Source organism: Streptomyces sp. NPDC085927 (assembly GCF_044540975.1).
Classification (GTDB): Bacteria; Actinomycetota; Actinomycetes; order Streptomycetales; family Streptomycetaceae; genus Streptomyces; species Streptomyces hirsutus.
On sequence record NZ_JBITSN010000001.1, the window covers coordinates 412,102 to 436,048 of the forward strand.

The following is a 23,947-nucleotide window of genomic DNA, read 5'->3' on the forward strand; positions in this document are numbered from 1 at the left end:
GCATTTCCCCCGTTGGCGTGCATGGGGTCCCGACGGTCGCTTACACGTGTCCTGCGGACTCTTCGCGGACCGCTCCCAGCCGCGCCTGCTCCTCCTCGACGATCTGGCGGGCCATCGCCGTGTCGGAAACGTCGACCGCGTCCGGTGTCGACTCGGCGACCGCGCTGCGACGTGCGTACGCGTCGAACAGGCGGGTCTTGTTCTTCAGCATCTCCACCATCCGCTCGTCCACCCCGCGGGTGGTGAGCAGCCGGTGCACCCGCACCGAACGGACCTGCCCCATGCGGTGGGCCCGCGCCACCGCCTGGTGTTCGATGGTCGGTTTGATCTGAGGCTCACAGATGATCACGACGGACGCGGCCTGCATGTTGAGCCCCACCCCCGCCGCCTCGATCTGCGCCACCAGCACCGCATGACCCGGCACGGCGGCGAACTCGTCCACCAGCTGCTGGCGGCGGGCGGGCGGCACGCTTCCCGAGATCGGACCGAACACCTGACCGCCACCATTGCTCCGCGCGCCATCCAGCGCGTCCTTCACCGCTCCAAGGACATCCCTGAAGTTGGAGAACACCACCACCTTCAGCCCGTTCTCGGCGGCGTCCTCGACGATCTCGCGCAGCCGGTTCAGCTTGGCCGACTTCTCGGGGCACGCGTACGCCGCTCTGCGCATCGCCATGAAGTTGCCGGTGCGCACGGCCTCACGGTAGGCATCTTCGTCCGACGCGCTCAGCTCCTCCCACTCGTCCGTCTGCTGGAGCGCGGGCAGTTCGGTCAGAACATCCTGCTGGTTGCGGCGCAGGTAGACCGGGGCAACGGCCTTCCGGAAGGCCTTGGAACCGGCCACTCCGTCACGGTCACCGACAGCCCCTGCCAGGTGCGGCTGGAGAATCTGCACAAGGCTGCGAAACTCGGCGACTCGGTTCTCCATGGGCGTGCCGGTCATGAAGAGAACCCGTTCGCAGTGCCCGGACCATTCAGTCACGGCCCGGGAGCGACGCGTCTTCGGATTCTTCACGTAGTGCGCCTCGTCCACGACCAGCATCCCCAGCTCGCCGCCTCCGGGGACCGGGAAACCACGCAAGGCGTCGAAGGTGGTCACTCCTACGCCGCCCCGGCCCTTCCAGTCGGCGAACGCTTCCTGCCTGTCGGGGCCGTGAAGAGGCATCACGCGCAGCTTGCTGCGTGCCTCGATCTCGCGTGTCCAGTTGATCAGAACGCTGGCCGGGCAGACGACCATGAAGTGGCTCTGCCCCTCGGCCGCGAGATGAGCCAGAGCAGCGATGGCCTGGATGGTCTTGCCGAGCCCCATCTCGTCGCCGAGAATCACCTTGCGTTGCGCCAGAGCGAAGCGGGCCCCGAAGGCTTGATAGCCGCGCAGCGACACCCGCCGGTGAGTGTCATCCAGCATCTGATCGCGGACCCGCTCGGCAACTTCGTCGGGCAGGAACCCCTCGGCAGCGGCAGTGTCGGGTCTGCGGCCGGAGATCTCCGCGAGCAGGCTGTAGTACTCGGCGGAACGCAGCTCGAAGTCGACCCAGGCCGCAGCCTCGGTCGAGGTACCGCGCAGCAGATCCACCGAGGCCTGTGCAAACAGCTCTGGCACACCGCCCTGCGCTGCTTCCTCGGTCAGCCTGCGGACCTCTGCAACGGCCTCCAGCGCCCGAGCTCGTTTGGCCTGCCCCACCAGCAGTATCCGCAGCCGCCCGGCGGCCGGCTTGGCCTCGGCCAGCAGCGGACCGAGCCGCTCCGAGAGAGCCGCGGCCGTGTCGACGGCTCGCCGCGCATCGGGGCCCGCTTCCACCAGCACATGCAGGGCCATGACGAGTGAGGTGGTTCGCGGCTCCGGCCGATCCACGTCGATGTGGACGGCTATGGTCTCCCGAACGGCATCAGATATCTGACGTGCCGCCGCGATGACCTGATCGGCGGTCCGCTGCCCCACGCCAGGAATCTGCCGCAACCGGTAGGAACCGGCATCGAGTACCTGCCGGACCGACCGTAGCCCGCTCCTCTCGACTTCCCCGAGCCTCAGCCGACCCTCGGTGACCTCCTTCAACCGGGCCACTGGGATGGCGTCCAGCGCCTGTTCCGCCGCCGTATCGCAGATCGGCTTCAGCGCCGCCCGAACCGCCTCGACAGCCCGCTCGTGGTCACCGGCCACCGCCTGCGCCGCCTCGTACAGCCGCCCTCCCGCGGCGACCGCCCCCCGCTCACTGCGCCCCATCCCGCCCCGACCCCTCTCGCCCTGTCCCCGCATACTGCCACCGCTGCCCCCAGCGCCGACCGGGACCCGCAGACGTTGTGTACACATGGCACACTCGGTACCCTTGGGGCATGACGCAGCCGCTGCCCATAGAGTCCATCCGCGACGTACGCGCCCACTTGGCCGAAGTCGTCGAACGGGCCGACCGCGACGACGTGCCCACTGTCATCACCCGCCGCGGCAAGCAGGTCGCCGCCGTGGTCTCGATCGAGGTGCTGCGCAAGTACCAGGAGTGGGAAGAGCGCGAGATCAACCGCATCATCGACGAGCGCATGGCGAGCCCTGCCGCCGGCGTCCCGATCGAGGACGTGATGAGGGAGACGCTGGCACGCAGTGAGTGACTACCGCACGGTGTTCCGGCCCGAGGCCCAGGCCGAGCTGCGCAAGATCCCGCGTGACATGGCGCTTCGCATCCTGGCCAAACTGACAGAGCTGGAAAGCGACCCCTTCGGCCTCAACACCACCGCACTCGTATCCCGGCCTGAGCGCCGCCGCCTACGGGTAGGCGACCACCGTGTCGTCTACACGATCGACAACGGGGAGCTGGTGGCGTGGGTCGTACACGTCGGACACCGCTCCACGGTCTACGACACGTAGCTGCTCCAGGTTCTGCGGACTACCGCGGACAGCACAACGGCCTGACCTGCTTTCTCGCAGGTCAGGCCGTTTGTCCACGTCCAATCAGACGTTGAAGCGAAACTCCACCACGTCGCCGTCGCGCATGACGTAGTCCTTGCCCTCCATGCGGGCCTTGCCCTTGGCGCGGGCCTCGGCGACCGAGCCGGTTTCGACGAGGTCGGCGAAGGAGATGACCTCGGCCTTGATGAAGCCCTTCTGGAAGTCGGTGTGGATGACTCCGGCGGCCTCGGGGGCGGTGGCGCCGCGCTTGATGGTCCAGGCGCGGGACTCCTTCGGGCCCGCGGTCAGGTACGTCTGCAGGCCGAGGGTGTTGAAGCCGACGCGGGCGAGGGTGGCGAGACCGGGCTCCTCGGCGCCGACCGACTCCAGGAGCTCCATGGCGTCCTCCTCGTCCAGCTCGGCGAGGTCCGCCTCCAGCTTGGCGTTGAGGAAGATCGCCTCGGCGGGGGCGACCAGGGCGCGCTGCTCGTTCTTGAAGTCCTCGTCGGTCAGCTCGTCCTCGTCGACGTTGAAGACGTAGAGGAACGGCTTGGTGGTGAGCAGGTGCAGGTCGTGCAGGGGCTCGGCGCGCTCGCTGCCCTGGACGATGCCGTGCGTGAAGAGCGTGTCGCCCTTCTCCAGGATCTCCTTGGCCTCCTCGACCGCCTTGACCTTGGGCGCGATGTCCTTCTTGATCCGCGACTCCTTCTGCAGGCGCGGCAGGACCTTCTCGACGGTCTGCAGGTCGGCGAGGATCAGCTCGGTGTTGATCGTCTCGATGTCGTCCTTCGGCGAGACCTTGCCGTCGACGTGGACGACGTTCTCGTCCCGGAAGGCGCGGATGACCTGGCAGATCGCGTCGGACTCGCGGATGTTCGCCAGGAACTTGTTGCCGAGGCCCTCGCCCTCGCTGGCGCCGCGGACGATGCCCGCGATGTCGACGAAGTCGACCGTGGCCGGGAGGATCTTCTGGGAGCCGAAGATCTCCGCGAGCTTCGCCAGCCGGGCGTCGGGGACACCGACCACGCCGACGTTCGGCTCGATGGTGGCGAACGGGTAGTTGGCCGCCAGCACGTCGTTCTTGGTCAGGGCGTTGAACAGGGTCGACTTGCCGACATTCGGCAGACCGACGATTCCGATCGTGAGCGACACGTTGCGACTTCCCGTACGTGAGGGTGGGGGACGAGGACCGGCCGACTGGGCGCGTGGGCCGATCCACCAGTCTACGGCGTACCCGCTCCGCACCCCGTCGGCAAATCGAACGCATGGACAGCCCTCGCTCCCCGGCGTGTCCGTCGGCCCATTCGGCACATAAACAGACCTAAGTTGGTCCAGTGGAGCAACACAGCACGCGACCTGCTCAGTACGGACCGCGACGCGACCGGCCGGCCCGGCCGCCTCGGCCACCCCGGCCGCCACTGCCTCCGCAGGCGGGGCGGACCCCCGGGGGCGGTGTCGCGCGCTCCGCCCGGCCTGCCCGTCCGGCACAGCGCAGGCCCGCGCCGGTCCCCCGGCCCGCTCCCTCCCCCGCGGCCCGGCGGCTGCCGAATCCCCGGCTCACCGGGCTCGGCGGAGGCCTCTTCTGCGGGCTCGTGATGCTGACGCTCGGGTTCCTCGTCGCGCTGCTGTTCGGGATGTCCCAGACCGTGTACGGCGTGCTGTTCCTGCCGGTGTGCGTGCTGACCGCGCTGTGGGTGCGCGAGGGGGACCTGCTCACCGCACCCGTGGTCGTCCCGATCGCCTTCGCCCTGGGCCTGGTCCCGGTCGCCGACGAAGGCGACGGCGGGACCGGAGGCCGGCTCATGGGCATGGTGACGGGACTCGCCACCCAGGCCGGCTGGCTGTACGGGGGGACCCTGATCGCCTGTGCGATCGTGCTCGGCCGCCGGATGCGCATGATCCGTACGATCAACCGGCGGACCGCCGCCGCCCGGAGCCGGGCCCAGGCCTGACGTCCGGGCGACCCGGTGCCTATATGCCCGTGGCCGCCCGCATCGCCGCTCCCACGATGCCCGCGTTGTTCTGCAGCTGCGCCGGGACGATCTCGGCCTTGATGCCTTCGATGTGGTGCAGGAACTTCTCGGACTTGCGACTGACGCCGCCGCCGATCACGAACAGCTCCGGCGAGAACAGCATCTCCACGTGGGCCAGGTACTTCTGCACCCGGCGTGCCCAGTGCTCCCACGTCAGTTCGTGGTCCTCCCGGGCCTTGCTGGAGGCCCGCTTCTCCGCCTCGTGGCCGTCCAGCTCCAGGTGGCCGAGCTCCGTGTTGGGGACCAGGACGCCGTCCACGAACACGGCGCTGCCGATGCCGGTACCGAACGTCAGCAGGACGACCGTGCCCCGGCGGCCCTTCGCGGCACCGAAGTGCATCTCGGCGATGCCCGCCGCGTCCGCGTCGTTGACCACGGTCACGGGCAGACCGCCGAGGCGGTCGCCGAGCAGGACCCGCGCGTCGGTGCCGACCCAGCTCTTGTCGACGTTGGCCGCCGAACGGATCGTGGTGCCGTCGGTGACCACGCCCGGGAAGGTGACCCCGACCGGGCCGGTCCAGCCGAAGTGGTCGACGACCTCCTTGACCCCGTCGGCCACCGCGTCCGGCGTGGACGGGTGAGGGGTGAGGACCTTGCAGCGCTCCTGCGCCAGGTCCCCCTTGTCCAGGTCGACCGGGGCACCCTTGATCCCGGACCCGCCGATGTCCACACCGAAGATCTGCATGGGACTACGTTAAGCCGGGCCGTGAACGGCCACCGAACCAAATGCCGTCACCAATCGGACAGAGGGTGAGGATTGGGGACGTGACGCCGTCACATCCCCCGGACCCTCACGCGGCGGCGCGCTACGCCGACGCCGAGGCCTCTCCCGGCCCGGTGCCGCCGCGCTCCGCCGCCAGCGTCGCCGCCTCCTCGCGCAGGTCGCGGCGCAGCTCCTTCGGCAGCGAGAAGATGATGGACTCCTCGGCGGCCTTGACGATCTCCACGTCCTCGAAGCCGCGCTGCGCGAGCCATTCCAGGACCTGCTCGACCAGGACCTCCGGCACCGAGGCGCCCGAGGTGACGCCGACCGTGGAGACGCCCTCCAGCCAGGCCTCGTCGATCTCGTCGGCGAAGTCCACCAGGTGGGCGTCACGGGCGCCCGCGATCTTGGCGACCTCGACGAGCCGCACGGAGTTGGAGGAGTTCCGCGAGCCGACCACGATCACCAGGTCCGCCTCGGCGCCCATCTGCTTGACCGCCAGCTGGCGGTTCTGCGTGGCGTAGCAGATGTCGTCGCTGGGCGGGGAGATCAGCTGGGGGAACTTGTCCTTGAGGGCGTCGACGGTCTCCATGGTCTCGTCCACCGAGAGGGTGGTCTGGGAGAGCCAGACGACCCTCGACGGGTCACGGACCTCGACCTTGGCGACGTCCTCGGGGCCGTCGACGAGCTGGATGTGGTCGGGGGCCTCGCCGGAGGTGCCGATGACCTCTTCGTGGCCCTCGTGCCCGATCAGGAGGATGTCGTAGTCCTCGCTCGCGAACCGGACCGCTTCCTTGTGCACCTTGGTGACCAGCGGGCAGGTCGCGTCGATGGTGGCGAGCCGGCCGCGCGCGGCCTCCTCGTGGACGACGGGGGCCACGCCGTGCGCGGAGAACATGACGATGTTGCCCGGCGGCACCTCCTCGGTCCGTTCGACGAAGACGGCGCCCTTCTTCTCCAGGGTCTGCACGACGTACTTGTTGTGCACGATCTCGTGCCGGACGTAGACGGGAGCCCCGTACTGCTCCAGGGCCTTCTCGACGGCGATCACGGCGCGGTCCACGCCCGCGCAGTAGCCCCGGGGGGCGGCGAGCAGGACACGGCGGCCAGGCGAAGCGGTCATGCGTCCCATCGTAAGGGCCACGTCCGGCAGCCCGGTGATCGCGTCCAGGAGAGGCTCCGGGCCGGTCCGGGTTCCGGGTGCACGGGGGCGGCGGGCAGGGCGTGCGGGCGCACCGGGCGCATGGGCGGGCGGTGTACGGGCAGGGGGGCCGCGCCTGGTGGTGGCCTGCGATGTCGGTGGCTCGGACTAGTCTCGCGACATGGCTCTCAACACGTCTGCGGAAGCGCCCATCCCGGTCGGTGAGGTGTCCCGGCTCATCGGGGGGTGGATCGACCGGCTCGGCGCGGTGTGGGTCGAGGGGCAGATCACCCAGCTGTCGCGGCGGCCGGGCGCCGGGGTGGTGTTCATGACACTGCGGGACGCCTCGCACGACATCTCCGTCGGCGTGACCTGCTACCGGCAGGTGTTCGACGCCGTCGCCGACGTCGTCAGCGAGGGCGCGCGGGTCGTGGTGCACTGCAAGCCCGAGTGGTACGCCCCGCGCGGGCAGCTGTCGCTGCGGGCCGCCGAGATCAGGCCGGTCGGGGTCGGGGAGTTGCTCGCGCGCCTCGAGCAGCTGAAGAAGTCCCTCGCGCGGGAGGGCCTTTTCGCTCCCGAGCGGAAGAAACCGCTGCCGTTCCTGCCGCGGCTGGTCGGGCTGGTCTGCGGACGCGCCTCGGCCGCCGAGCGGGACGTGCTGGAGAACGCCCACCGCCGCTGGCCCGCCGTCCGCTTCGAGGTGCGCAATGTCGCCGTGCAGGGCGTGCACGCGGTGCCGCAGGTCGTCCAGGCCGTGAAGGAGCTGGACGCGGTCGACGAGGTGGACGTGATCGTCGTGGCGCGGGGCGGGGGCAGCGTGGAGGACCTGCTGCCGTTCTCCGACGAGCAGCTGGTGCGGACGGTGGCGGACTGCCGTACGCCGGTCGTCTCCGCGATCGGGCACGAGCCGGACAACCCGCTCCTGGACCACGTCGCCGACGTACGGGCCTCCACTCCGACGGACGCGGCCAAGAGGGTCGTCCCGGACGTGGGCGAGGAGCACGAGCGGGTGCGGCTGCTGCGCGACCGTGCGCGGCGCTGCGTCCAGGCGTTCGTCGACCGGGAGGAGCGGGGGCTGGCGCAGGCGCTGGCCCGGCCCTCGATGGAGGCGCCGTACCGGATGATCGACGGGCGGGCCGAGGAGGTCACCGCGCTGCTCGACCGGGCCCGGCGCTCCCTGCGGCACCAGCTGGACCGGACCGACTCCGAGCTGACGCACACGCACGCGCGCGTGGTGGCCCTCTCCCCCGCCGCGACGCTCAAGCGCGGGTACGCCGTGCTGCAGCGGGCCGACGGAGACGCCGTGCGTGATCCGGGCGAGGTGGAGGCCGGTGAGGTGTTGCGGGCACGGGTGTCCGAGGGTGAGTTCAGTGTCCGAGTCGATGCGTAGGGTGGGCGGATGACCAGCAAGACGGAGCAGACGGGGCAGGCGGAGGCCGCGGCCGAGGCTCTCGGGTACGAGCAGGCGCGGGACGAGCTGATCGAGGTCGTACGCCGCCTGGAGACGGGCGGTACGACGCTGGAGGAGTCGCTCGCGCTGTGGGAGCGCGGCGAGGAACTGGCCAAGGTGTGCCGGAACCGGCTGGACGGGGCACGGGCCCGGCTGGACGCGGCACTCGCGGAGGAGACCGCCGGAGCGGGACGGGCGGAGGACGGGGAGCTGTAGCCCCGCCCCGTCCACCGGGCCCCGGCCCGCCCACGCTCGGTCCGGCCGCGCCCGGTCCACCGGGCCCCGGCCCGCCCCGGCGGACCGGGGCTACTTGGCGTTGTCCTCGGTCAGCGTGTGGGCGACGAGGGCGTTCGCGTGACCGTGGCCCAGGCCGTGCTCGGTCTTGAGCCAGGCGACCAGCTCCATGTGCCTGACGAGCGGCGAGGAGCGGATCAGCTCCTTCCATTCCGCGATCGGACGGCCGTACTTCTTCTCGATCGACGGGAAGTAGCCGGCGGGGCCCTTGGCTGTGGCGGTCATATCAGGTTGGTCCCATCCCGGGTGAGTGGCGGCGTACTGCCCTTGAAGACCGCGGGCGGCCGGCGAAGTGATCGCCGGATCGATGTGGCGCGCATCACCATGAAGCGGTTTCCTTGTGAAGCAGATCACCGCATTCCGCTTTTTGTTGAACTTTGAACTTCTCTGTCGTAACGTTTTCCTCGTTAAGGGTTTCGCGCCGACCGCGCGGGGCCGACGCTCCTCCTAGAAAGTTCACGCATGTCTCTCGTTCTTGACTCCGCCGCCCAGGACCTGCTCTTCCGCGAGGCGCGCACCGCCAACACGTTCACCGACGAGCCGGTGACCGACGAGCAGGTGCAGGCCATCTACGACCTGGTCAAGTACGGCCCGACCTCCATGAACCAGTCGCCGCTGCGCGTCACCCTGGTCCGCTCCCCCGAGGCCCGCGAGCGTCTCGTCCAGCACATGGCGGAGGGCAACGCGGCCAAGACGGCCACCGCCCCGCTGGTCGCCATCCTTTCCGCGGACAACGAGTTCCACGAGGAGCTGCCGCAGCTCTTCCCGCACTTCCCCGGGGCCAAGGACATGTTCGCCGGCGACCGCTCGGTGCGGGAGAACCAGGCCACGCTGAACGCCGCCCTGCAGGCCGCGTACTTCATCGTCGGCGTGCGCGCCGCGGGCCTGGCCGCCGGCCCGATGACCGGCTGCGACTTCGAGGGCATCCGCAAGGAGTTCCTCGACGACGACCACACCCCGCTGATGGTCGTCAACATCGGCCGCCCCGGCGAGGACGCCTGGTTCCCGCGCAGCCCGCGCCTGGAGTACGACCAGGTCGTCACCACCGTCTGATCGTCGCCTCACGGCATACGGCAGGGCCCCCGACACGACGTGTCGGGGGCCCTGCCGTATGCCTGCCGTACGCCGGCCGCCGCGAACCGGCCGTCGCGAACGGGTCAGTCGGATGCGGTGCGCAGGGCCTCGGCCATCTCCGTCAGCCGGGTGAAGGACGCCGTGCCCGTCACCACGGTGGTCGAACCCTCGTCCTCGAGCACCAGCGCGTCGTACCGATCGCCCTCGTACCGGGTCCAGGTCTTTCCGTCGATCTGCTGCGTCTTCCCGGTCTTCTCCGCGCCCTGGGTCTCGTCCTCGATGAAGACCACCGGCTTCCGAGTCGACTGCTCGACCGCCACGTACTCCCCGTCGGGAGCTCGGTAGCCGAGGTGCCAGGCATCGAACTCCTCGCCCTGGAAACGGACGGAGGTGGGCTTCCACGCCTCGGACAGACCTTCGGGCGCGGCCACCGGGTAGGTGGCGGCGCGGCGCGCGGTGAGCAGGTCGACGCGGTAGTCGACCCGCTTGAGGTCGGGCTCACCGTCGTCGTGCGGGATGAACAGCCAGATCCCTCCCGCGACGAGCAAGATGAGACTCAGGGAGAGGATCATGTCCCGAGCCGACTTCTGCATGCTGTTCGTTCCTGCCACGCCCTTATCGTCGCAGGTGCCCGGCCCGCTCATCCGTGGGGGCCCCTGCTCATTTTGTCGGCCCGGCGCTAGAGTCAGGCGCAACACCCTCATCCGGCCGTCGTCGTACAGAAAGGTGCGCTCCGATGACCGAACACCATCAACTTCCGTCCGAACTCGATGTGCCCTCCGAAGCTCCCGACCGCAACCTCGCCCTGGAACTCGTCCGGGTCACCGAGGCCGCCGCGATGGCCGCCGGGCGCTGGGTCGGGCGCGGTGACAAGAACGGCGCCGACGGTGCCGCGGTACGCGCCATGCGCACCCTCGTCTCCACCGTCTCGATGAACGGCGTCGTCGTCATCGGGGAGGGCGAGAAGGACGAGGCCCCGATGCTCTTCAACGGGGAGCGCGTGGGCGACGGGACCGGGCCCGAGTGCGACATCGCCGTCGACCCGATCGACGGCACCACGCTGACCGCCAAGGGCATGACCAACGCGATCGCCGTACTGGCCGCCGCCGAACGCGGCTCGATGTTCGACCCCTCGGCCGTGTTCTACATGGACAAGCTGGTCACCGGGCCCGAGGCCGCCGACTTCGTCGACATCGACGCGCCGGTGGCCGTGAACATCCGCCGGGTCGCCAAGGCCAAGCGGGTCACCCCCGAGGACGTCACGGTGGTGATCCTCGACCGGCCCCGGCACGAGGGCATCATCAAGGAGATCCGGGAGACCGGGGCGCGCATCAAGCTGATCTCCGACGGTGACGTGGCCGGCTCGATCCTCGCCCTGCGCGAGGGCACCGGCATCGACCTGCTGCTCGGCATCGGCGGCACCCCCGAGGGCATCATCTCGGCCTGCGCCGTGAAGTGCCTCGGCGGCACCCTCCAGGGCAAGCTGTGGCCGCAGGACGACGCGGAGCGGCAGCGCGCGATCGACGCGGGGCACGACCTCGACCGGGTGCTGACCGACGGCGACCTGGTCTCCGGCGAGAACGTCTTCTTCGTGGCCACCGGCATCACCGACGGCGAGCTGCTGCGCGGGGTGCGGTACCGGTCCGAGACCGCCACGACCGACTCCATCGTGATGCGGTCCAAGTCGGGCACGGTGCGGCGCATCGACTCCGAGCACCGGCTGAGCAAGCTGCGCGCGTACAGCGCGGTGGATTTCGACCGCGCCAAGTAACTCCGCCGGGTTCGACGAAGGCCGTACGGGCGGCCCACGGGTGTGCGGTCCGTGGGCCGCCGGGAGCCTCGCCGAACGGTGCCGGTGCGGGTCCGTTGCGGCCGGGCGCGCTTCCGTCCCGGTGAGCCACCCCGATGGGTCACCGGGACGGAAGCACGCCTCGCACCGGGTTCCGGGGGCTGGTCAGCCTGCCGCGGCTATGGAACCGCCGGTGCGGGCCGTCTTCTGGAGTTCCACGTCCCGCCGGCGGCGGCGGGCCAGGACCACACGGCGCTCGGCGGCGGTCAGGCCGCCCCAGACGCCGTAGGGCTCGGGCTGGAGCAGGGCGTGCTCCCTGCACTCGACCATCACCGGACAGCGGGCGCAGACCCGCTTGGCGGCCTCCTCCCGGGAGAGCCTGGCGGCCGTGGGCTCCTTCGACGGGGCGAAGAACAGCCCTGCCTCGTCGCGTCGGCACACCGCCTCGGTGTGCCAGGGCGCGTCCTGGTCCCTGTCTCGCGTCGGCACCCGCTGGGCCGGAACGGCAGCTACCTGCAGGGACGAATGCGGCGGTTGCGGCACGGGTCTACTCCTGACGACGGCTTCGCGAGCGAGAGACGATGCAGCAAGGCTTACCCGCTGTGCGTGCGCCTATGCACTGAGTCCCGAACCGCCGCTTCCGGCAACGGAATTCGGCCCACGCCGCCTCCGTGCCGCCCCCGCGCCGCACGGACGGAACGCCTCCGTTTCAGCGCCTCCGCCCGCCCCGCGTCACGACCGTCAACGGTCCTGACGCTTGCGCAACCCCTTGTCCACCGAGCGCTGCACCCGGTCGAGGATGTCCGCCACCAGCTTGCCCCGCTTGGGCCGCGCCTCGATATTGCCCAGCACCGCCCAGCCGTCCACGTAGACCACCGGGGCCTCGGGGTCCTCGGAGTCCAGCGAGGCCACCTCGAAGTTGCCGAGGACACCACCGCCCATGCCGCGCAGCGACACGTTCTCCGGGACGCGGACCTCGACGTTGCCGAAGACCGAGAAGGCCTTGATCACGACCTGCTGGTGCTCGAAGATCGCCTCACTGAGGTCTATCTCGACATTGCCGAAGACCGCGTACACATGGATGCGGCGGCCGGGCCGCCAGCGGCCCTTGCGGGTGGCGGAACTGAAGACCGCCACCACGTTGTCGTCGGGGTCCATCGGGATGGCGCCCGCGGTGGGCCGGCTGGGCGCCGAGGCATGGACCGCACGCCGCTGGTGGGCGCCCGGCAGATCCCGGACGAACACCTCGAGCTCTCCGGCGGTCTTGGCGGCCAGCACGCCCTCGACGCGCTCGGCGTGCTCGTCGGGGGACAGCCTGCCCTCGGCGAGGGCCTCGCGCAGAAGGTCGGCGACACGGTCGCGGTCGGCGTCCGAGACGCGCAGCTCGGAGGCCCGCGGTGCGCTGTCCTGCGGCTGGGCGTGCTTCTGAAGGTCCACGACGGCAGCTTACCCAAACGCGATAGATCGCGACTACCCCCTGTCGCGAACTCCTCGTGAACGACTCGGGAACCGCCGGACCGACCGGGCGGATCCCACCGGCCCGGCCACCCCCACCGGGCCCACCGGCCCGACCGACCCGACCGGAAGCGATGAGGTGACCCGCCGGGAAGCCACGAGGCGGTGACCGACCGCTACTGAGGACAACCTCACAGGTTCGCCCCCCGCGGCAGGTCCTACGCTGGTGGCCGCCCGCCAGTGCCGGCGGGCGGCCACCTGTCGAGTGAGGAATGGGCGAGATGCCTGAGTTCGAGTACGCCGATCTGCTCCCCATGGGAGAGGACACCACCCCCTACCGGCTGGTGACCTCCGAGGGTGTCTCCACCTTCGAGGCCGACGGACGGACCTTCCTCAAGGTGGAGCCGGAGGCGCTGCGCACGCTCGCCGAAGAGGCCATCCGCGACATCCAGCACTACCTGCGGCCCGCCCACCTCACCCAGCTGCGCCGCATCATCGACGACCCCGAGGCGTCGTCCAACGACAAGTTCGTCGCCCTGGACCTGCTGAAGAACGCCAACATCGCGGCGGCCGGCGTGCTCCCCATGTGCCAGGACACCGGCACCGCGATCGTCATGGGCAAGCGCGGCCAGAACGTCCTCACCGAGGGCGGCGACGAGGAGGCCCTGTCCCGGGGCATCTACGACGCGTACCGGAACCTCAACCTGCGCTACTCCCAGATGGCGCCCCTGACCATGTGGGAGGAGAAGAACACCGGCTCCAACCTCCCCGCCCAGATCGAGCTGTACGCCACCGACGGCGGCGCCTACAAGTTCCTGTTCATGGCCAAGGGCGGCGGCTCCGCCAACAAGAGCTTCCTCTACCAGGAGACCAAGGCCGTCCTGAACGAGTCCTCCATGATGAAGTTCCTGGAGGAGAAGATCCGTTCGCTCGGCACGGCCGCCTGTCCGCCGTACCACCTGGCGATCGTCGTCGGCGGCACGTCCGCCGAGTACGCGCTGAAGACCGCGAAGTACGCCTCCGCGCACTACCTCGACGAGATCCCGACCGAGGGTTCCCCGCTGGGCCACGGCTTCCGCGACAAGGAGCTGGAGGACAAGGTCTTCAAGCTGACCCAGAAGATCGGCATCGGCGCGCAGTTCGGCGGCAAGTACTTCTGCCACGACGTCCGCGTGGTCCGGCTGCCGCGGCACGGCGCCTCCTGCCCGGTCGCGATCGCGGTCTCCTGCTCCGCCGACCGCCAGGCCGTCGCGAAGATCACCGCCGAGGGCGTCTTCCTCGAGCAGCTGGAGCGGGACCCCGCGCGGTTCCTCCCGGAGACGACGGAGGAGCAGCTGGAGTCCGACGGCGATGTCGTCCGGATCGACCTGAACCAGCCGATGGACGCCATCCTCGCGGAGCTCACCAAGTACCCGGTGAAGACCCGCCTCTCCCTGACCGGTCCGCTGGTCGTCGCCCGCGACATCGCGCACGCCAAGATCAAGGAGCGGCTGGACGCGGGCGAGGGGATGCCGCAGTACCTCAAGGACCACCCGGTGTACTACGCCGGTCCGGCCAAGACGCCCGAGGGCTACGCGTCCGGCTCCTTCGGCCCGACGACGGCCGGCCGCATGGACTCCTACGTCGAGCAGTTCCAGGCGGCCGGCGGCTCCAAGGTGATGCTCGCCAAGGGCAACCGCAGCAAGCAGGTCACCGACGCGTGCAACGCGCACAGCGGCTTCTACCTCGGCTCGATCGGCGGGCCGGCCGCCCGGCTCGCCCAGGACTGCATCAAGAAGGTCGAGGTCCTGGAGTACGAGGAGCTCGGCATGGAGGCGGTCTGGAAGATCGAGGTCGAGGACTTCCCGGCGTTCGTCGTCGTCGACGACAAGGGCAACGACTTCTTCCAGGACCCTTCGCCGCAGCAGCCGACGTTCACGTCGATTCCGATGCGGGGGCCGGGGCTGGCGTAGTACCCCCCGGGGGCGGCGGTTGAGGGTTTCAGCCCCCGCCGCCCCTTTTCCTCCCGTCCCCGGGGCCGCGCCCCGGACCCCTTCGGTCCCGAACGGGCCTCGCCCTCGAACGCCGGACGGGCCGGAGGGTGGCCCACCCCCGCAGTTCGTCCTCGACCGGCCGGGCCGGCTCGACACCGACACGCCCTCACGACAGGCCCCGGATACATCCGCGGGGGCTGCCGCGGAGTCCCGCGCGCCCGGATAGCGGACGCCGTGTTCCTTTTTTGGACAACCTGCCCGCACGGGCCCCGTTTCCGTTGACTCCCTCAACCTTCACTGTGAGTCTTCTCGCCACCTTGACATGCACACGCTATGTCAGGCTCCCTGTGGCCCACCCCACGGCCACCTCCAGAAGGAGACAGTGTGAGACGACGATTCGCCGTGGCGAGCTTCTCCCTCGCCGTCGTGCTCGGCTGCGGGACACTCCCCGCCGCGGCCGCCGCTCCCGCGGACACGGACCGGGCCGTCACCGCCGTGAACGCGCTCGCCGCGCCCGACGTCGACGTGACGAAGGTGCGGGCCCACCTGAGCGAGCTCAGCGCCATCGCCGGCCGCAACGGCGGCAACCGCCGCTCCACCACCCAGGGGTACCGCGACTCGGTCGCCTACGTGAAGGGCAAGCTGCAGGCGGCCGGGTACACCGTCACCGAACAGCCCTGCACCTCCGGCTGCACCAGCGGAGCGGGTCCCAACCTGATCGCCGAGTGGCCGCAGGGCGACGCGAACAACGTGTACATGTTCGGCGCCCACCTCGACGGCGTCTCGGCGGGTCCCGGCATGAACGACAACGGCTCCGGCTCGGCCGCACTCCTGGAGAACGCCCTGACCCTGGCCCAGCAGAACCCGGCCATGCGCAACCGGGTCCGCTTCGCCTGGTGGACCGACGAGGAGCAGGGCCTCAACGGCTCCGAGTTCTACGTCCGTTCGCTGTCCTCCACCCAGCGCTCCAGGATCCGGGCGTACTACAACTTCGACATGGTCGCCTCGACCAACGGCGGCTACTTCATCAACCGCATCACCACGTCGGCCGCCGCGCCGATGAAGGCGTACTGGGACTCGCTGGGCCTGCGGCCCGAGGAGAACACCGAGGGCGCCGGGCGCAGCGACGACTACCCCTTCCAGCAGGCCGGCATCCCCACCTCCGGCTACGCGATGGGCGCCGGCGCCCGCAAGACGTCCGCACAGGCCGCCAAATGGGGCGGCACGGCCGGTTCCGCCTACGACCCCTGCTACCACCGGTCCTGCGACACCCTCACCAACATCAACACCACCGGCCTGAACCGCGCGGCCGACGGCATCGCCCACACCCTCTGGCAGCAGGCCGTCTCCTGAAACCGGAAAGCCGCCGGTTCCCGGCCCGCCGGCGTACGGCGGGTCGACGCCCGAGGCCGACGGCGGCACGCCCACCACGCCGTCCGACGCCGACGCCCGTAGCGGATGCGTGCGGCGCCCGGTCGGCCTGACGGCGTACGCGGGCGGCCGGGTGGCCGTCTTCCCGCGGCCGGCGGGAGCGCGTCCCCGTGGACGGGCCTCCCGGCCGACGGCGCGTGCCTCCGGGGCACCCGGCCGGCGCCGGTCTCCGCGCGGCACTCCGCCCCGCCGCTCCCTCGCGGCGGGGCGGAGTCCGTTCCGGGTACCCGCGAGGAATGCCGGCGAGGGGCCGGCAGGAATACACCCGGCCGGCGCCACTGCTGTGAACCTTCGGAGGTACGACGATGACGACCACGGACGACAACCGGCACTACCGCACCGAGCACGACTCCATGGGGGAGGTGAAGGTACCCGCCGACGCCAAGTGGCGGGCGCAGACGCAGCGGGCCGTGGAGAACTTCCCGATCTCGGGGCAGCGCATCGAACGCGCCCACATCGAGGCCCTCGCCCGGATCAAGGGCGCCGCGGCGAAGGTGAACGCGCGCCTCGGTGTGCTGGACAAGGACATCGCCGAGGCGATCGGCGAGGCGGCCGGGGAGGTCGCCGGGGGGAAGTGGGACGAGCACTTCCCCGTCGACGTGTTCCAGACGGGTTCGGGCACCTCGTCCAACATGAACACCAACGAGGTCATCGCCACCCTGGCGACCGAGCGGCTCGGGCGCCCCGTGCATCCCAACGACCACGTCAACGCCTCCCAGTCGTCCAACGACGTCTTCCCGTCCTCGATCCACATCGCCGCCACCGCCGCCGTCACCCGGGACCTCGTACCGGCCCTGGAACACCTCGCGGCCTCGCTGGAGCGCAAGGCCGAGGAGTTCGCCGACGTGGTGAAGTCGGGGCGTACGCACCTGATGGACGCCACGCCCGTCACCCTCGGGCAGGAGTTCGGCGGGTACGCGGCCCAGGTGCGGTACGGGGTCGAGCGGCTGTACGCCTCCCTGCCGCGGCTGGCCGAACTGCCCCTCGGCGGGACCGCCGTCGGCACCGGCATCAACACTCCGCCCGGGTTCTCGGCCGCCGTCATCGAGGAGATCGCCGAGGCCACCGGGCTGCCGCTGACCGAGGCCCGCGACCACTTCGAGGCGCAGGGCGCCCGGGACGGCATCGTGGAGACCAGCGGTCAGCTGCGGACGATCGCGGTCGGACTGACGAAGATCGCCAACGATCTGCGGTGGATGGCCTCGGGGCCCCGCACCGGCCTCGCCGAGATCACCCTGCCCGACCTCCAGCCCGGCTCCTCGATCATGCCCGGCAAGGTCAACCCGGTCGTCCCGGAGGCCGTGCTCATGGTGAGCGCGCAGGTCGTCGGCAACGACGCGACCGTCGCCACCGCGGGTGCCGCCGGCAACTTCGAGCTCAACGTGATGCTGCCCGTCATCGCGAAGAACGTCCTGGAGTCGATCCGGCTGCTCGCGAACGCCTCCCGGCTGCTCGCCGACCGTACGGTCGACGGGATCGTGGCCGACCGCGAGCGCGCCCGTGAGTACGCCGAGTCCTCACCGTCGGTGGTCACCCCGCTCAACAGGTACATCGGCTACGAGGAGGCCGCGAAGGTCGCCAAGAAGGCGCTGGCGGAGCGGAAGACCATCCGTCAGGTGGTCCTGGAGGGCGGGTACGTCGAGCGCGGCGACCTCACCGTGGAGCAGCTCGACGAGGCCCTGGACGTCCTGCGGATGACCCGCCCGTGAAGCGGCGCGGCGGGAGAGTGCCCTGGGCGCTCTCCCGCCGCGCCCCCGTCATGCCCCCGCCGGGTCTCCTCCGTTGCCCCGCCGTGTGTCGCCGGTGTACCGCACGGGTGAAGCGTGACGGGGACCGCAGCGGTCTGTGTCCGTGGCACCTAATATCTGCCCATGACAGAGGGCGGAGCGACAGGACACGGGAAAGAGGGCGGCCCACGCCGGGACCGGCGCGGCACGACGGCGGCGGGCGGACCGGGGCACGGGACCGGGACGGCGGGCGGTCCGGACGGCCGCTGGGCGCCCGGGACGCAGGTGCTGTGGCGTTACCGGGAGAACGGCGGCGCGCGCTTCCACATCGCGCGCCCCGTCACGGTCGTACGCGACGATCCGGAGTTGCTCGCCGTGTGGATGGCGCCCGGCACCGAGTGTGTGAAGCCCGTGCTCGCCGACGGCACTCCCGTGCACCAGGAGCCCCTCCGGACCCGGTACACCAAGCCCCGTACGGTCCAGCGCGGCCGCTGGACCGGGACCGGTGTGCTGAAGCTGGCCCGGCCCGGTGAGCCCTGGTCGGTGTGGCTGTTCTGGGACCGGGACTGGCGGTTCAAGAACTGGTACGTGAACCTGGAGGAGCCGCTGACCCGTTGGGCCGGCGGAGTGGACTCGGAGGATCATTTTCTGGACATCTCCGTGCACCCGGACCGCAGTTGGCACTGGCGGGACGAGGACGAGTTCGCGCAGGCCCAGCGGGACGGCCTGGTGGACGCCGCGCTGGCCGGCCGGGTGCGGAAGGCGGGCCGGGACGCGGTGGCCGTGATCTCCCGGTGGGGAGCCCCGTTCTCGGACGGCTGGCAGAACTGGCGCCCGGATCCGTCCTGGGCGGTACCTTCACTGCCACCGGACTGGGACCGCACGCCCGCGCATCTGTCGTCATGAGACTCTTGATGCACCCCGGGTCAGGAAACGTAGGATCGTCCTCCGCAAGGCACCGGGCGACAACAACTCCCGGAGCACGCGCTGGGCTTGACCGAACGTCACCGAGGGGCGGCAGGACGTGAGCGAGGGGTACGGCACTACCGGTGCGGGCCGGGGACGGTCGGTGGGCGGCGCAGGAGCAAGCGCTCACCACGCGGGGATTCCGTTCCGGGGACACGCATTCCGGGTATCGGAGTTCCGGCGGGACGTACGGTGTGCACGGTGTGCGTCCCCGGCCTCACGTTCACGGAGCAGGCGGGAATGTGAGGAACGGGCCGTGGCCCCGGACGGATGGACTCGACACGCGTGACGGAGCAGCCGACCTCCTACGAGCGCCCGGATCCGGGCGTCACCCCCGCGGATGCCCACGGGGTGTTCCTGCCTGCCCCGGCACCGGCACACGAGCCCGGCTCGACATCGTCGTCATCGTCGTCGTCACCGCCGCCGTCCGTGCCCGCGTCTCCGGCTCCGTCGGCGTCCTCGGCGTCGTCGGGTACGGCAGGACCCGGCGCCGAGCACTCCCAGCCGCACGCCGGGCAGGAATCCGGACCCGACACCCACCGACCTCGGCCCACGCCCGAGGGCATACCGCTTCAGCCGGCCGGAGGACAGAGACCCGACGTGCACGACCACCCGGCAGCGGACCACCCGGCAGCGACTCCTCCGGCACCCCGCGCTGCGCCCGAGGAGCAAGAGGGCCAGGAGCGCGGGGCCCAGGACCGCGGGGCCCAGGAACCGGCGCCCCAGGACCACTCCGCTCCCGTCCCCGACGGCCTCGATCGCCGCACCGGTCAGATCACCCCGCCCGGGAAGCCCACCCCGATGCGGCGGGACGGGGACCGGCTGAGGTTCGTCGGCGCCGCGACCCGGCGGATCGCCCGCGGCATTGATCTCGAAGAGATCGTGATGGGTCTGTGCCGGGCCACCGTGCCCACCTTCGCCGACACCATCCTGGTCTATCTGCGCGAACCGCTGCCGGTCGGTGACGAGCGGCCCACGGGCCCGCTGGTCCTGCGACTGCGGCGCAGCGACCGGATCCCGGCCGAGCGCGACACCGAGGGCGGTTTCGTGCCGGCCGCCGCGCCCGCGCGCTCCGAGCTGGACTCCATCGGCTCGGAGCGGTGCACGGTGCGGCCCGGCAGCGCGCTCGCCGAAGTGCTGCGCGGCGTACGGCCGGTGTTCACGGACGCGCCCGCCGCGCGCGCCGCGCTGCCCGAACTCCTGGGCGAAGGCGCCGAGTCGGCCGTCCCCGACGGCCAGCGGGCGATCCTCGCGCCGCTGCGCGGCCGGCGCCGGGTGATCGGCGCGGCCCTGTTCCTGCGCGGCCCCGAGCGCATCGCCTTCGAGGCCGACGACCTGCTGGTCGCCGCCCAGCTCGCCACGCACAGCGCCCTCGGCATCGACAAGGCGGTGCTGTACGGGCGGGAGGCGTACATCGCGGACGAGTTGCAGCGGACCATGCTGCCGGAGAACCTGCCGCGCTGCACCGGCGTGCGGCTGGCCTCCCGCTATCTGCCGGCCGCCGAGACCGCGCGTGTGGGCGGTGACTGGTACGACGCCATCCCGCTGCCCGGCAGCAGGGTCGCGCTGGTCGTCGGCGACGTCATGGGGCACTCCATGACCTCCGCCGCGATCATGGGGCAACTGCGCACCACCGCCCAGACCCTGGCCGGGCTCGACCTGCCGCCGCAGGAGGTGCTGCACCACCTGGACGAGCAGGCGCAGCGGCTCGGCGCGGACCGCATGGCAACCTGCCTGTACGCGGTGTACGACCCGGTGGCGCACCGCATCACCATCGCCAACGCCGGTCATCCGCCGCCCATTCTGCTCCCCCTGGGCGGGCGGGCCGAGGTGCTGCGGGTGCCCGCGGGCGCCCCGATCGGCGTCGGCGGTGTGGACTTCGAGGCGGTCGAGCTGGACGCGCCCGCCGGGGCGACGCTGCTGCTCTACACGGACGGCCTGGTCGAGTCCCGGCTGCGGGACGTGTGGACCGGCATCGACCAGCTGCGCGACAAGCTCGCCGCGACCGCGCAGCTGACCGGCCCGGACCATCCGCCGCCGCTGGAGGCGCTGTGCGACGAGGTGCTCGACATGCTCGGTCCGGGCGACCGGGACGACGACATCGCGCTGCTCGCCGCCCGCTTCGACGGGATCGCGCCGAGCGATGTGGCGTACTGGTTCCTCGAGCCGGAGGACGCCGCTCCCGGCCGGGCCCGCCGCCTGGCCCGCCGGGCGCTGTCCCGGTGGGGCATGGAGGACCTGAGCGACTCGGTGGAGCTGCTGGTCAGCGAGGTGGTCACCAACGCGGTCCGGTACGCCTCCCGCCCGGTCACCCTGCGGCTGCTGCGTACGGACGTCCTGCGCTGCGAGGTCGGTGACGACGTGCCCCAGCTCCCGCGGCTGCGCCAGGCACGCGCCACGGACGAGGGAGGCCGCGGCCTCTACCTGGTCAACCGCCTGGCCCGCCGCTGGGGCGCGACCCGGCTGAGCACCGGCAAGGTGGTCTGGTTCGAGCTGAACCACGGCGGCTGAACCACGGCACCCGCGTCACAGCGCCTGAGCCACGGCAGCTGAAGGGTGCCGACGACACGGGGGGCGCCCGGTCCTGTCACCGGGCGCCCCCCACCTCGTCCGCTCCCCCTCTACTGCTTCTGCCGCTCCTCGTCGTCCGCCGGCTCGTCCGGGTCGGGCGGGACCTCGATGGTGGGCGGGGTGAAGGTCGGGCCCGTCGGCGGGGTGGTCGTCGGTTCCTCGGTGGTGGGCTCGGTCGTCGTCGGTTCCTCGGTCGGTTCCTCGGTGCTCGGAGCCTCCGAGGTCGGTTCCTCGGTCGTCGGCTCCTCGGACGGTGACTCGGACGGCGACGCGGGGGCCGACGAGGACGGGGGCGGTGTGACGGCCGCGCCCTGGTCGGTCTCCAGGTCGAACCTGCTGGTCTTCTCCATCACGCCGAAGGTGTAGGCGGACCAGATCTGCGCCGGGAAGCCACCGCCGTTGACCCGGGGCTGGCCGCCCGCGCCGTACATCTCGACCTGCGGGTGCGGGGGCTTGTCGTCCTCGCCGAACAGGCCGACCGTGGTGACCAGGTCGGGGGTGTAGCCGGCGAACCAGGCCGACTTGTTGTTGTCGGAGGTGCCCGTCTTGCCGGCGACCTGCTGGCCGTCGCGCAGCGGGTTGTCCCGGACCGCCGTGCGGGCGGTGCCGTCGTCGACCACACCGGTGAGGACCGAGGTCACCGTGTCGGCGGCCTCGCGGCTGATGGCCTGCTCGCCGATCGCGTCGGGGATGGTGACGGTGCGGTTGAGGTGCTCGGCCGACTTGAGGATCGTCGGGGTGGTCCGCTTGCCGTGGTTGTCGAGGGTGGCGTAGGCGGCGGCCATGTCCATCGGGCTCGCGCCCATGGAGCCCAGGGTCTGGGCGGGCACCGCCTCCAGGTCCTCGACGTCCATGCCGAGCTTGCCCGCGGTCTCCATCACCTTCGGCATCCCCACGTCGACGCCCATCTGCGCGAAGACGGAGTTGACGGACTTGTTCATGGCCGTCTGGACGGTGATGTCGCCGTAGTCCGCGTCGTCCTCGTTCTCCGGGGCGAAGCCGACCTCCGTGCCGTTCTCCACGACGGGCCGCTTGCTGGTGCCGTCGTAGACGGTGCTGGCCGCGATCGGCAGGCCGTCCTGCGTCTCGGCCTGTTCCTCGACGGCGGCCGCCAGGATCACCGGCTTGAAGGTGGAGGCGGGCTGGTAGTCGTCGCGGGTGGCGTTGTTCGTGAAGTGCTTGAGGTAGTCCACGCCGCCGTACAGCGCCACGACCGCGCCCGTCTTCGGGTCCACGGAGACGGCGCCGGCCTGGATGTCGGCGTCGACCTTGCGCTCCCCGGGGTCCAGCTTGCCGGTGAGCTGGGTCTTGACCGCCTCCTCCAGCGCCTTCTGCTTCTTCTTGTCGATGTTGAGGGTGATGGTCCAGCCGCCGAGGTCGACCAGGGCGTCGGCCTCCTTGGCGTCCGCGGCGGTGCCTTCGGTGACCAGCTGCCGCTTCAGCGCCGCGTTGGCCTCGGTCACCAGGTAGCCGACCTGGCCGGCCTGGCCGGGGTTGCCCCTGGGGTCCTTGGGCACCGGGAACTCCATGCCGGACCGCTCTGCGGCGTCCAGCCACTTCTGCTCGACCATGTTGTCGAGGACGTAGTTCCAGCGGTTCTTGACGAGCTTCTTGCTGGTGTCCGAGGCCACCGCCCAGTCGTACTGGCTCGGTGCCTGGAGGAGCGCGGCGAGGTAGGCGCCCTGCTCGACGGTCAGGTCCTCGGCGTCGACGCGGTAGTAGGCCTGGGCGGCGGCCTGGACACCGTAGGCACCGCGGCCGTAGTAGCTGGTGTTCATGTAACCGGCGAGGATGTAGTCCTTGGACTTCTCCCGGTCCAGCTTCAGGGAGATGACGAGTTCCTTGAGCTTGCGCGAGACCGTCTGTTCCTGGGTCAGGTAGTAGTTCTTCACGTACTGCTGGGTGATCGTCGAACCGCCCTGCGAGCCCTTGCCGGACGCGGTGTTGAGCAGACCGCGTGCCGTGCCCTTGAGGTCGACGCCGGCGTCGTTGTAGAACGTCTTGTTCTCGGCGGCGACGAACGCCCGCTGGACCGGCTTGGGGACCTGCGCGAGGTCGACGACCTCACGGTTGACCTCGCCGTCGCGGGCCATGATCGAGCCGTCGCTGTACTTGTAGACGTTGCTCTGCTGCTGGGCGTCGGCGTTCCCCTCGGGGATGTCGATCAGCATGTACAGCACGATGAAGGCGCCCATGCCGAGCAGGCAGAGGCCGAAGGCCGTGCCGAGGATCTTCTTCCAGGTGAAGAGGCGGCGTATCCGGCCCTGCCCGTTCCCGCCCGACGAGCGGCCCCCGGAGGCCGCACGGTGCCCACCGCGCTGTCGTGCGCGTCGTTCTTCCGCTCGTCCCATGGGTCCGCTCTGCTCCGCTTCACTCGTGTGTACCGACGAAGCACATGGGTTCGCCGATCAGGTCAACTCCGCAAGCTAACACCGGAAGCTATGACAAACAGCTGCCGA

At 70.8% G+C, this 23,947-nt stretch carries 21 protein-coding genes; 12 read left to right on the top strand and 9 right to left on the bottom strand.

Features of this window, described 5'->3' with window-relative positions; translation table 11 throughout:
• Positions 1-40: 40 nt before the first annotated feature.
• Complete coding sequence (locus tag ACIF80_RS01930) at positions 41-2,224, bottom strand: DEAD/DEAH box helicase (protein ID WP_399798141.1); 2,184 nt, start codon at positions 2,222-2,224, stop codon at positions 41-43.
• 110 nt (positions 2,225-2,334) lie between these two features.
• Between ACIF80_RS01930 and ACIF80_RS01935 the strand changes: the two genes are divergently transcribed.
• Positions 2,335-2,604, top strand: a complete 270-nt coding sequence (locus tag ACIF80_RS01935; protein WP_060180502.1) for a type II toxin-antitoxin system Phd/YefM family antitoxin — start codon at positions 2,335-2,337, stop codon at positions 2,602-2,604.
• Positions 2,597-2,860 carry a type II toxin-antitoxin system RelE/ParE family toxin gene (locus tag ACIF80_RS01940; protein WP_399798145.1) on the top strand — a complete coding sequence of 88 codons (264 nt, stop codon included), beginning with the start codon at positions 2,597-2,599 and terminating at the stop codon, positions 2,858-2,860. Before ACIF80_RS01935 ends, ACIF80_RS01940 begins: the two co-directional genes overlap by 8 nt.
• An 84-nt stretch (positions 2,861-2,944) precedes the next feature.
• Here the strand turns inward: ACIF80_RS01940 and ychF are convergent, their stop codons facing one another.
• Positions 2,945-4,033: a redox-regulated ATPase YchF gene (gene ychF / locus ACIF80_RS01945; protein ID WP_399798147.1), complete on the bottom strand. Its 1,089-nt coding sequence runs from the start codon at positions 4,031-4,033 to the stop codon at positions 2,945-2,947.
• A 182-nt stretch (positions 4,034-4,215) separates the two neighbouring features.
• On the opposite strand from ychF, the gene ACIF80_RS01950 reads away from it, so the two are divergent.
• Positions 4,216-4,833, top strand: a complete 618-nt coding sequence (locus tag ACIF80_RS01950; protein ID WP_399798150.1) for a DUF6542 domain-containing protein — start codon at positions 4,216-4,218, stop codon at positions 4,831-4,833.
• Positions 4,834-4,852: 19 nt separating this feature from the next.
• Here the strand turns inward: ACIF80_RS01950 and ppgK are convergent, their stop codons facing one another.
• The gene (gene ppgK / locus ACIF80_RS01955) at positions 4,853-5,599 is read right to left on the bottom strand and encodes a polyphosphate--glucose phosphotransferase (RefSeq protein ID WP_399798153.1); all 747 of its coding nucleotides are present in this window, start codon (positions 5,597-5,599) and stop codon (positions 4,853-4,855) included.
• A gap of 121 nt (positions 5,600-5,720) precedes the next feature.
• The gene (locus tag ACIF80_RS01960) at positions 5,721-6,749 is read right to left on the bottom strand and encodes a 4-hydroxy-3-methylbut-2-enyl diphosphate reductase (RefSeq protein WP_399798155.1); all 1,029 of its coding nucleotides are present in this window, start codon (positions 6,747-6,749) and stop codon (positions 5,721-5,723) included.
• A gap of 190 nt (positions 6,750-6,939) precedes the next feature.
• Between ACIF80_RS01960 and xseA the strand changes: the two genes are divergently transcribed.
• Both xseA and ACIF80_RS01970 read left to right on the top strand, forming a co-directional pair.
• Positions 6,940-8,148, top strand: a complete 1,209-nt coding sequence (xseA, locus tag ACIF80_RS01965) for an exodeoxyribonuclease VII large subunit (RefSeq protein ID WP_399798157.1) — start codon at positions 6,940-6,942, stop codon at positions 8,146-8,148.
• 9 nt (positions 8,149-8,157) lie between these two features.
• A complete protein-coding gene (locus ACIF80_RS01970) occupies positions 8,158-8,424 on the top strand; it encodes an exodeoxyribonuclease VII small subunit (RefSeq protein ID WP_399798160.1) in 267 nt (88 codons plus the stop codon).
• Between the two features lie 90 nt (positions 8,425-8,514).
• On the opposite strand, the gene ACIF80_RS01975 is transcribed toward ACIF80_RS01970, so the two are convergent.
• A complete protein-coding gene (locus ACIF80_RS01975; RefSeq protein ID WP_399798162.1) occupies positions 8,515-8,727 on the bottom strand; it encodes a DUF4287 domain-containing protein in 213 nt (70 codons plus the stop codon).
• 237 nt (positions 8,728-8,964) lie between these two features.
• Here ACIF80_RS01975 and ACIF80_RS01980 point away from each other — a divergent pair, with 237 nt between their 5' ends.
• Positions 8,965-9,555 carry a malonic semialdehyde reductase gene (locus tag ACIF80_RS01980; RefSeq protein WP_399798164.1) on the top strand — a complete coding sequence of 197 codons (591 nt, stop codon included), beginning with the start codon at positions 8,965-8,967 and terminating at the stop codon, positions 9,553-9,555.
• A gap of 104 nt (positions 9,556-9,659) precedes the next feature.
• Here the strand turns inward: ACIF80_RS01980 and ACIF80_RS01985 are convergent, their stop codons facing one another.
• Positions 9,660-10,169, bottom strand: a complete 510-nt coding sequence (locus ACIF80_RS01985) for a DUF4245 domain-containing protein (RefSeq protein WP_399798166.1) — start codon at positions 10,167-10,169, stop codon at positions 9,660-9,662.
• A 143-nt stretch (positions 10,170-10,312) separates the two neighbouring features.
• On the opposite strand from ACIF80_RS01985, the gene glpX reads away from it, so the two are divergent.
• The gene (gene glpX, locus ACIF80_RS01990; protein WP_381204500.1) at positions 10,313-11,347 is read left to right on the top strand and encodes a class II fructose-bisphosphatase; all 1,035 of its coding nucleotides are present in this window, start codon (positions 10,313-10,315) and stop codon (positions 11,345-11,347) included.
• A 183-nt stretch (positions 11,348-11,530) separates the two neighbouring features.
• On the opposite strand, the gene ACIF80_RS01995 is transcribed toward glpX, so the two are convergent.
• Together ACIF80_RS01995 and ACIF80_RS02000 are read right to left on the bottom strand one after the other, a co-directional pair.
• Positions 11,531-11,908 carry a WhiB family transcriptional regulator gene (locus ACIF80_RS01995; RefSeq protein ID WP_065002061.1) on the bottom strand — a complete coding sequence of 126 codons (378 nt, stop codon included), beginning with the start codon at positions 11,906-11,908 and terminating at the stop codon, positions 11,531-11,533.
• Between the two features lie 198 nt (positions 11,909-12,106).
• Entirely contained in the window at positions 12,107-12,802 is a 696-nt protein-coding gene (locus ACIF80_RS02000) for a DUF1707 domain-containing protein (protein ID WP_399798169.1), read from the bottom strand.
• 290 nt (positions 12,803-13,092) lie between these two features.
• Here ACIF80_RS02000 and ACIF80_RS02005 point away from each other — a divergent pair, with 290 nt between their 5' ends.
• From ACIF80_RS02005 to ACIF80_RS02025, 5 genes are all read left to right on the top strand, one after another.
• Positions 13,093-14,772, top strand: a complete 1,680-nt coding sequence (locus ACIF80_RS02005; RefSeq protein ID WP_399798171.1) for a fumarate hydratase — start codon at positions 13,093-13,095, stop codon at positions 14,770-14,772.
• Between the two features lie 405 nt (positions 14,773-15,177).
• Positions 15,178-16,146, top strand: coding sequence for a M28 family metallopeptidase (locus ACIF80_RS02010; protein WP_399798174.1), 969 nt, complete (start codon positions 15,178-15,180; stop codon positions 16,144-16,146).
• A gap of 383 nt (positions 16,147-16,529) precedes the next feature.
• Complete coding sequence (locus ACIF80_RS02015; protein WP_399798177.1) at positions 16,530-17,933, top strand: class II fumarate hydratase; 1,404 nt, start codon at positions 16,530-16,532, stop codon at positions 17,931-17,933.
• 162 nt (positions 17,934-18,095) lie between these two features.
• Entirely contained in the window at positions 18,096-18,857 is a 762-nt protein-coding gene (locus ACIF80_RS02020) for a DUF402 domain-containing protein (RefSeq protein WP_399798179.1), read from the top strand.
• 489 nt (positions 18,858-19,346) lie between these two features.
• A complete protein-coding gene (locus ACIF80_RS02025; RefSeq protein WP_399799374.1) occupies positions 19,347-21,428 on the top strand; it encodes a SpoIIE family protein phosphatase in 2,082 nt (693 codons plus the stop codon).
• 110 nt (positions 21,429-21,538) lie between these two features.
• Here the strand turns inward: ACIF80_RS02025 and ACIF80_RS02030 are convergent, their stop codons facing one another.
• Entirely contained in the window at positions 21,539-23,839 is a 2,301-nt protein-coding gene (locus ACIF80_RS02030; RefSeq protein WP_399798182.1) for a transglycosylase domain-containing protein, read from the bottom strand.
• Positions 23,840-23,947: the final 108 nt, after the last annotated feature.